We start from the raw sequence: 7,337 nt of genomic DNA on the forward strand, positions 1-7,337 counted from the left end.
AGTGATGCAGTGACACGCGCTTCGACTCACAGTGTCTCTATAGAGATGCATCGCGGTGTCGAATCACTGAATGTTGCTGTTACAGCCGGGATTGTTAGCTTTCTACCATAAGGTTATAGGGGCGGCGAATATCTTCGACCACTTCGCTGACACTCATATGTCGGCTTTTACGTAAAAATTCCCGTCCTTGAAAAAAAATCAATACTGTTGGAATAGCGAAAACGCTAAAATGAGAAGCGATTTCCGGTGTTTCGGATATATCGATACTCTCGATAACGAAAATTGGAAATTCGGCAGTGATGGCATCAACAAGTTTCGGTTTAAGTGCATGGCATACATTGCAAGTAGGTGCGCTAAAATAGAGCATCACGGCATCATGGGTATTGAGGGTTTGATTAATTGTTTCTAAGGTTTGCATAAAGGTATTATAGCTAATGAAATTTCATCGTGCATATATAGAGATAACCAATGTATGTGGATTATCCTGTACTTTTTGCCCTCCAAAAACACAACCGACTCTTACAATGGAACTTCTTTTCTTCAAATCGATTGTTCAGCAGCTCAAAGAGTACACGGATGAAATAGCCTTGCATGTGATGGGTGATCCCATGGTGCTTAGTAATCTGAAGAGTTATCTTGATATTGCGTATGAGTGCGGATTGAAAGTGATGATTACCACCAGCGGATTTTATTTAGATCCATTACGACGGGAAGCTCTTTTTCATCCTGCTTTGCGCCAAGTCAACATTTCTCTTAACAGTTTTAATAAAAACAGTGTTTCTCGAACGTTTGATGATTACATGAAACCTATTTTGTCGTTATGTGATGAAAAGCTTGTGCGACAAGAAGATTTTTTTATCAATTTGAGACTTTGGAATTTGGACGAGGCACACAGCGAAAAAGAGTTTAACACGAAATTGTTTACCCTTTTAGAAAATCATTTTGGACTTAAACTAGGCGATATCATCTCTCAGATAAGTGGTGAGCGACAATCGATTCGATTGGCATCCAAAATTTTGCTCCATTTTGACCGCTATTTTGAGTGGCCGAGTTTGAGCGATACGATTCTCAGTGATGGATATTGTCACGGTTTAAACAAGCAAATTGCTATTTTGGCAGACGGCCGAGTGGTACCGTGCTGTTTGGACGGGGAGGGAATTATCGACCTAGGTAACCTTCAAGCAACAAATTTGGGTAAAATTCTGACATCAGAACGCTCTCTTGCTATCCAAGAAGGATTTGCCAAAGGGCAATGCAGCGAAGAACTGTGTCAAAAGTGCAGTTATAAAGAGCGATTTAGGAAAGGACTATCCAATGATTAAATGTTATGTCCGTAATGAAAATGCGATCGCGTTTATCGATACGATGTCGGAGCTTGACGGAGACGTAATCGAAAAAGTGATCTGGATTGATATGCTCATGCCGACGTATGATGAAATTGTTTTTATTGAAAATACGTTTAATATCAAATTCCCGACCAAACAAGAGACGGAAGAGATTGAGATCAGTTCCCGTTACTGGGAAGAGAACGACCGTATTGAAATCAACAGTTATTTTTTGGTTACATCCACTCCACATTCACACAATGAGACGGTATCGTTTATCCTTTATCGGGATCTTTTGATTTCGATCCGCTATACGACACTTTATACGTTTGATGAATTCAACCGCAAATTCTTTGCCACACCGAAACAGTTTGAGACCGGATATGACATTTTTTGCCAGATTTTGGATATCCGTATCGATGCTGATGCCGATATCATTGAAAAACTTTCAAAAGATATTACCCGTGTACGTAAACATGTCCTTACCGATTATACGAATGAGGATGAAGAGATCTTGGAACGCATTTCTTCATTAGAAGATTTGAATATGCAAATACGAGAAAATCTTAACGATAAACAGCGTATTTTGAGTGCTTTTTTGAAGTCTAGTAAATATAAACATTCCCTCAAACACGATGTTACTGTCATGCTTAAAGACATCAAGTCGTTGATTGACTATACCGACTTCAATTTCGAGCGGCTTGATTATTTGCAAAACATATTCGTCGGCGTTTTGAGCATTGAGCAAAATAAAGTAATCAAAATGTTTACGATCGTAAACGTCGTATTTCTCCCTCCAACCTTGATCGCCAGTATTTATGGGATGAACTTTGATCTTTTACCGGAATTGCATTGGCAGTACGGGTATTTGCTCTCAATTGTAATGATGATTATTTCATCGATATTACCGGTTTATATCTTTAAACGAAAAGGGTGGATTTAAATCTCTAAATCAACTTAAGTACTAAATATGGTACTATTTTAATCACGGCTTTTTGACAGCTATAACAAAGGATACAATTTTGGATAGGCGGATACGCTATTTTATTGAAGATTACTGGGACATCTTTATAGGTGTGGTTTCAATCGCACTAGCTTTTATTTTTAACGCTCAACATGAATCTTCTCTTTCAACACTGTTTGCAGCAATAGGGATTGCCGCACTATCTCTAACGGTTGCCGAAGTGGCCGATATTCTCTCAGAACGTCTTCACGAACCCTATGGCAGCTTTGTCCTTACTTTCAGCGCAGTAGCCGTTGAAATTATCCTTTTGTATGTTATTTTACTCGAAGTACGTCATTCTCCTGAAGTATTAGAGACGGTCAAAGGGGGGCTTATTTCTGCAGTTATAGTTGACCTGAATGTATTGTTGGGACTTTCCGTCTTTTTGGGGGGACTTGCATTTAGCCAACAACAACATAATAAAGAGACATCGAGTGCCTATACAACCGTTTTGTTTGTTGCTTCAAGCGCTCTTTTGGTTCCGGGACTTCTGAGTCATACCGATCACGGGATTGATTCATTGACCCATGTAAGCCATTTGATCGCGGGTGTATTACTCCTTTTTTATATTATTATTTTTATTTTCCAAACCCGAACGCATACCCACTTTTTTAAAGCGACTGCACGAAGCCGTTTTTTTCGTCTTAAGCGAAAACTTCAGGAAGAGGAAGATGCTGAAATTGATGAAAATGATTCAAGCGATTATATTTTTGAACATTTAAGTACCCCTATTAACTTTATAGCTATTTTTGGATTTATCGCTGTTATCGCATTGGGAGCGGAGATATTTGCAGGAAACGGGGTTGTTATAGCACGTGAACATGGCATATCGGCAGGACTGGCCGGTCTCGTAATCGCCATTATCAGTGTTTCTCCTGAAATCTTTACCGCAGTGCGTGCGGCACGTAACGATCAGATTCAGCGGGTTGTCAACATCGCAATGGGTGCATCGACAGTATCGATCATACTTACTGTACCGATTTTGATGATGTTGGCCTACTTCTCAGGGATCAATCTTACTCTCGACTTTAATCCGTTGCAAATCGGTGCATTGTTGTTGACCATTTTATTAGTTTGGAAAACGACCGATGAGGGTGAGACAAACTATTTTGAAGGGGCATCGCACATGATGTTTTTTCTTAGCTATGCGATTATCGCCGCCTATTACTGATGGTTATTTTATTTGCTCCCAGCGAAGGGAAAAAAGAAGGGGGAACTCTTCCCCCGATGAATTCTAAGAACCTCCTTTTTCCTGAACTCTATTCAAAACGTCTCGTTGTCATTCAACAGTATGAACACGTAATTCGTGATGGTGATGACGAAGCTCTCTATGAACTCTTTGGAATTAAAGATACCAAAGAATATGAACGCTATCGTGCCCCTTTATCCTCAGCCGCAACTATGAAAGCAATAGAGCGCTACGATGGGGTCGCCTATGATTATCTGGAGTACCAGACTCTTGCTTCTGAATCGCAATACTATCTTGATAAGAACGTAATTCTTTTCTCAAATTTATTTGGTCCGATTTACGCAGGAGACAGTATCCCCGATTATAAACTAAAGCAAGGTGCAGCGATTGGGACATTCGCACCAGAAAAATATTACAAAGAACATTTTTCTGGCGTATTGAATGAAATGATAGGTGATCAAGAAATATTGGATATCCGTGCAGGGTTTTACGATAAATTTTATACCCCGACAAAACAAACGACAACATTGAAGTTCTTAAAAGAGGGGAAAGTGGTAAGTCACTGGGCGAAAGCCTATCGTGGAGTCGTGCTGCGAGAAGCCGCTAAACACCAAATCAGAACAATCGAAGAACTTTTAGCCTTGAATATTGAAGGGTTGTTTTTGAATGAAATTGTTGAGACAAAAAAGAAAAAAGAAGTTATTTATACAATCGTATAATTTTCTTTTGAATATGCTTGACATTTTAGGAAAGAGTGTATATAATTTCGGCTCCATTTCACCAATGCCGGCATAGCTCAGTTGGCTAGAGCAATTGATTTGTAATCAATAGGCCCGGGGTTCAAATCCTCGTGCCGGCACCATTGAATGAAATCGGAACGCATTACATTTATCAGTGTTAGACCAGATTATGGCCGTGGTGAGATACTCAAGTGGCCAACGAGGGCAGACTGTAAATCTGCTGATTTTTATCTTCGAAGGTTCGAATCCTTCTCTCACCACCATCTGCGGGAATAGCTCAGTTGGCTAGAGCGTCAGCCTTCCAAGCTGAATGTCGCGAGTTCGAGTCTCGTTTCCCGCTCCACTGGGAGCTGAAGTATACATTTCATAATTACTACTTCATCATTACCTTAAAACGTAAAATAGTTTTTAAGCTTCCAAATACATATTTATCATTGTTTTATGCTCACGTGGCTCAGGGGTAGAGCACTTCCTTGGTAAGGAAGAGGTCGGCGGTTCAAATCCGCTCGTGAGCTCCAGTAATAATTTTGTAATTTTTGAAAGCTTGAAAGCTATTTCAGCTGTTTTTTGGTATAATTCCAAATTAATTTACACATTCAGTCGGAGGACACTATGGCAAAAGAGAAATTTGAACGTACAAAACCACATTGTAACATCGGTACAATCGGTCACGTCGACCACGGTAAAACTACGTTGACTGCAGCAATTACAGCTGTACTTGCAGTAACAAATGGCGCAAAAATGATGGATTACGATGCAATCGATAATGCACCAGAAGAGCGTGAACGCGGTATTACAATCGCTACTTCACACGTTGAGTACGAAACAAATAACCGTCACTATGCACACGTTGACTGTCCTGGACATGCCGACTATGTTAAAAATATGATTACCGGTGCCGCTCAAATGGACGGTGCTATTCTTGTTGTTTCTGCAGCGGATGGCCCAATGCCACAAACACGTGAGCACATCCTTCTTTCTAAACAAGTTGGTGTTCCATATATCGTTGTTTTCATGAACAAAGAAGATATGGTTGATGACGAAGAACTTCTTGAACTAGTTGAGATGGAAATTCGTGAACTTCTTGACACTTATGATTTCCCGGGTGACGATACTCCAATCGTAGCTGGTTCAGCTCTTCGTGCACTTGAAGAAGCAAAAACTGGTGTACTTGGTGAGTGGTCAGCAAAAATTCAAAAATTGATGGCTGAAGTAGATGCTTACATCCCACAACCACAACGTGAAACAGATAAAGATTTCTTGATGCCGGTAGAGGACGTTTTCTCTATCTCTGGTCGTGGAACTGTTGTTACTGGTCGTATCGAACGTGGTACAATCAAAATCGGTGAAACAATCGAAATCGTTGGTATCCGTGACACTCAAACAACTACTGTAACCGGTGTTGAAATGTTCCGTAAAGAAATGGAAATGGGTGAAGCTGGAGACAACTGTGGTCTTCTTCTCCGTGGTACTAAGAAAGAAGATGTTGAGCGTGGACAAGTTCTTTGTAAACCAAAATCAATCACTCCTCATACAAAATTTGAGGCTGAGATTTATGTATTGAGCAAAGAAGAGGGTGGACGTCATACTCCATTCTTTAACGGCTACCGCCCACAATTCTATGTTCGTACAACTGACTGTACAGGTGCTATCACCTTGCAAGAAGGTACTGAAATGGTTATGCCTGGTGATAACGTGAAAATCAATGCTGAACTGATTCACCCGATCGCTATGGAAGAGGGTACTCGTTTTGCTATCCGTGAAGGTGGACGTACTGTCGGCGCTGGGGTTGTTTCTAAAATCCTTGCATAATTTCCCCAACCTTCGGGTTGGATTCATAAGGTAAAAACATGCGTGAAAATATCCATTTAGCGTGTGAAAAGTGTACGAGACGTAACTATCACACTACTAAAAATAAAAAAACTCATACTGAAAAATTTTCAGTACGTAAGTTTTGCAAATTTTGCCGTGAGCACACGGTTCATAAAGAAGCAAAACTTTAAGTCGTTTCCCCTCGGGGATTCTAATTCAATGATAGGTCAGTAGTTCCAATGGTAGAGCGCCGGATTCCAAATCCGATTGTTGGGGGTTCGAATCCCTCCTGACCTGCCACCCATTTTCTACTAATGATGCTTGAGAGCATTATTCGTTGGAAATGTCCGAAGGATACAAATAGATGAAAAACAACTTAAACCATTACATACATAATGCGAAAATGGAACTTGCAAAAGTAATTTTCCCAACAAAACCGCAAGTAAAACAAGCATTCATTGCCGTGGTAGCTGTTGTTACATTTATTGTGATATTCCTAGCATTGGTTGATTTGATTATGTCATCAACCGTTTCAGCAATTTTGAGTTAAGGAAAATACATGGCACATCGTTGGTACTCGATTCAAACCTATGCCGGTAGTGAGCGCAGTGTTAAAGCCGCTATCGAAAATATTATTGCTGAAAATCATCTCGAAGATGTAATTACCGAAGTCATCGTTCCAACTGAAGATGTTATTGAAGTTAAAAACGGCAAAAAGAAAATTACTGAACGTTCATTGTATTCAGGGTATGTATTTGCCAATATGGATCTTTCCATTGATTTACAGCACCGTATTCAATCTCTACCGCGTGTAGCTGGATTTATCGGTGAATCGAATAAACCGACCCCTTTAAGTGATAACGACATTGCAGTTATCTTGGATCGTGTAACGAACCGTTCGGCTCCGAAACCGAAAGTTTTCTTTGATAACGGCGAAATGGTTCGTATCGTAGACGGACCGTTTGCGAATTTCACAGGTACAGTTGATGAATACGATCTTGAGCACGGTACGTTGAAACTCAATGTTTCTATCTTCGGACGCAGTACTCCGGTAGATATTTCGTACACCCAAGTCGAAAAAATTATTTAATCTCAAAAAAAGGAAGCACAAATGGCAAAGAAAATTACGGGCTACATCAAATTGCAAGTACAAGCCGGCGCTGCTAATCCAGCCCCTCCGGTTGGACCAGCACTCGGTCAACGTGGTGTTAACATCATGGAATTTTGTAAGGCGTTCAACGAGCGTACAAAAGATAAGGCAGGTTTTA

The 7,337-nt window shown here is 40.3% G+C and carries 9 protein-coding genes, 5 tRNA genes and 1 pseudogene; 14 read left to right on the top strand and 1 reads right to left on the bottom strand.

Annotated elements, in window-relative coordinates:
* Positions 1-94 precede the first annotated feature (94 nt).
* Positions 95-418, bottom strand: a complete 324-nt coding sequence (locus PHP90_RS13220) for a thioredoxin family protein (RefSeq protein ID WP_299930868.1) — start codon at positions 416-418, stop codon at positions 95-97.
* Between the two features lie 16 nt (positions 419-434).
* Here PHP90_RS13220 and PHP90_RS13225 point away from each other — a divergent pair, with 16 nt between their 5' ends.
* From PHP90_RS13225 to PHP90_RS13290, 14 genes and pseudogenes are all read left to right on the top strand, one after another.
* Positions 435-1,322, top strand: a complete 888-nt coding sequence (locus PHP90_RS13225; RefSeq protein ID WP_299930870.1) for a radical SAM protein — start codon at positions 435-437, stop codon at positions 1,320-1,322.
* Positions 1,315-2,268 (top strand): magnesium/cobalt transporter CorA, encoded by a 954-nt coding sequence (corA, locus tag PHP90_RS13230; RefSeq protein WP_299930872.1) that lies wholly within the window; start codon positions 1,315-1,317, stop codon positions 2,266-2,268. The genes PHP90_RS13225 and corA overlap by 8 nt, the downstream gene beginning before the upstream one ends.
* A 79-nt stretch (positions 2,269-2,347) precedes the next feature.
* Positions 2,348-3,499 carry a sodium:proton exchanger gene (locus PHP90_RS13235; RefSeq protein ID WP_299930874.1) on the top strand — a complete coding sequence of 384 codons (1,152 nt, stop codon included), beginning with the start codon at positions 2,348-2,350 and terminating at the stop codon, positions 3,497-3,499.
* A complete protein-coding gene (locus PHP90_RS13240) occupies positions 3,499-4,236 on the top strand; it encodes a YaaA family protein (RefSeq protein WP_299930876.1) in 738 nt (245 codons plus the stop codon). Before PHP90_RS13235 ends, PHP90_RS13240 begins: the two co-directional genes overlap by 1 nt.
* 66 nt (positions 4,237-4,302) lie before the next feature.
* Positions 4,303-4,379, top strand: a tRNA-Thr gene (locus PHP90_RS13245).
* 55 nt (positions 4,380-4,434) lie between these two features.
* Positions 4,435-4,520, top strand: a tRNA-Tyr gene (locus PHP90_RS13250).
* Between the two features lie 3 nt (positions 4,521-4,523).
* Positions 4,524-4,600: transfer RNA gene (locus PHP90_RS13255), tRNA-Gly, on the top strand.
* A 100-nt stretch (positions 4,601-4,700) separates the two neighbouring features.
* Positions 4,701-4,775: transfer RNA gene (locus PHP90_RS13260), tRNA-Thr, on the top strand.
* Positions 4,776-4,869: 94 nt separating this feature from the next.
* The gene (gene tuf, locus PHP90_RS13265; RefSeq protein WP_299930878.1) at positions 4,870-6,069 is read left to right on the top strand and encodes an elongation factor Tu; all 1,200 of its coding nucleotides are present in this window, start codon (positions 4,870-4,872) and stop codon (positions 6,067-6,069) included.
* Positions 6,070-6,107: 38 nt separating this feature from the next.
* Positions 6,108-6,260 (top strand): 50S ribosomal protein L33, encoded by a 153-nt coding sequence (rpmG, locus tag PHP90_RS13270; protein ID WP_013461134.1) that lies wholly within the window; start codon positions 6,108-6,110, stop codon positions 6,258-6,260.
* 33 nt (positions 6,261-6,293) lie between these two features.
* Positions 6,294-6,369 (top strand) — tRNA-Trp (locus PHP90_RS13275).
* Between the two features lie 64 nt (positions 6,370-6,433).
* Positions 6,434-6,619: a preprotein translocase subunit SecE gene (secE, locus tag PHP90_RS13280; protein ID WP_299930880.1), complete on the top strand. Its 186-nt coding sequence runs from the start codon at positions 6,434-6,436 to the stop codon at positions 6,617-6,619.
* A 9-nt stretch (positions 6,620-6,628) separates the two neighbouring features.
* A complete protein-coding gene (gene nusG, locus PHP90_RS13285; protein WP_299930882.1) occupies positions 6,629-7,159 on the top strand; it encodes a transcription termination/antitermination protein NusG in 531 nt (176 codons plus the stop codon).
* Between the two features lie 21 nt (positions 7,160-7,180).
* Positions 7,181-7,337 (top strand): annotated as a pseudogene (locus PHP90_RS13290) (50S ribosomal protein L11); the annotation flags it as partial.

The organism is Sulfuricurvum sp. (genome assembly GCF_028712165.1).
Taxonomy (GTDB): domain Bacteria; phylum Campylobacterota; class Campylobacteria; order Campylobacterales; family Sulfurimonadaceae; genus Sulfuricurvum.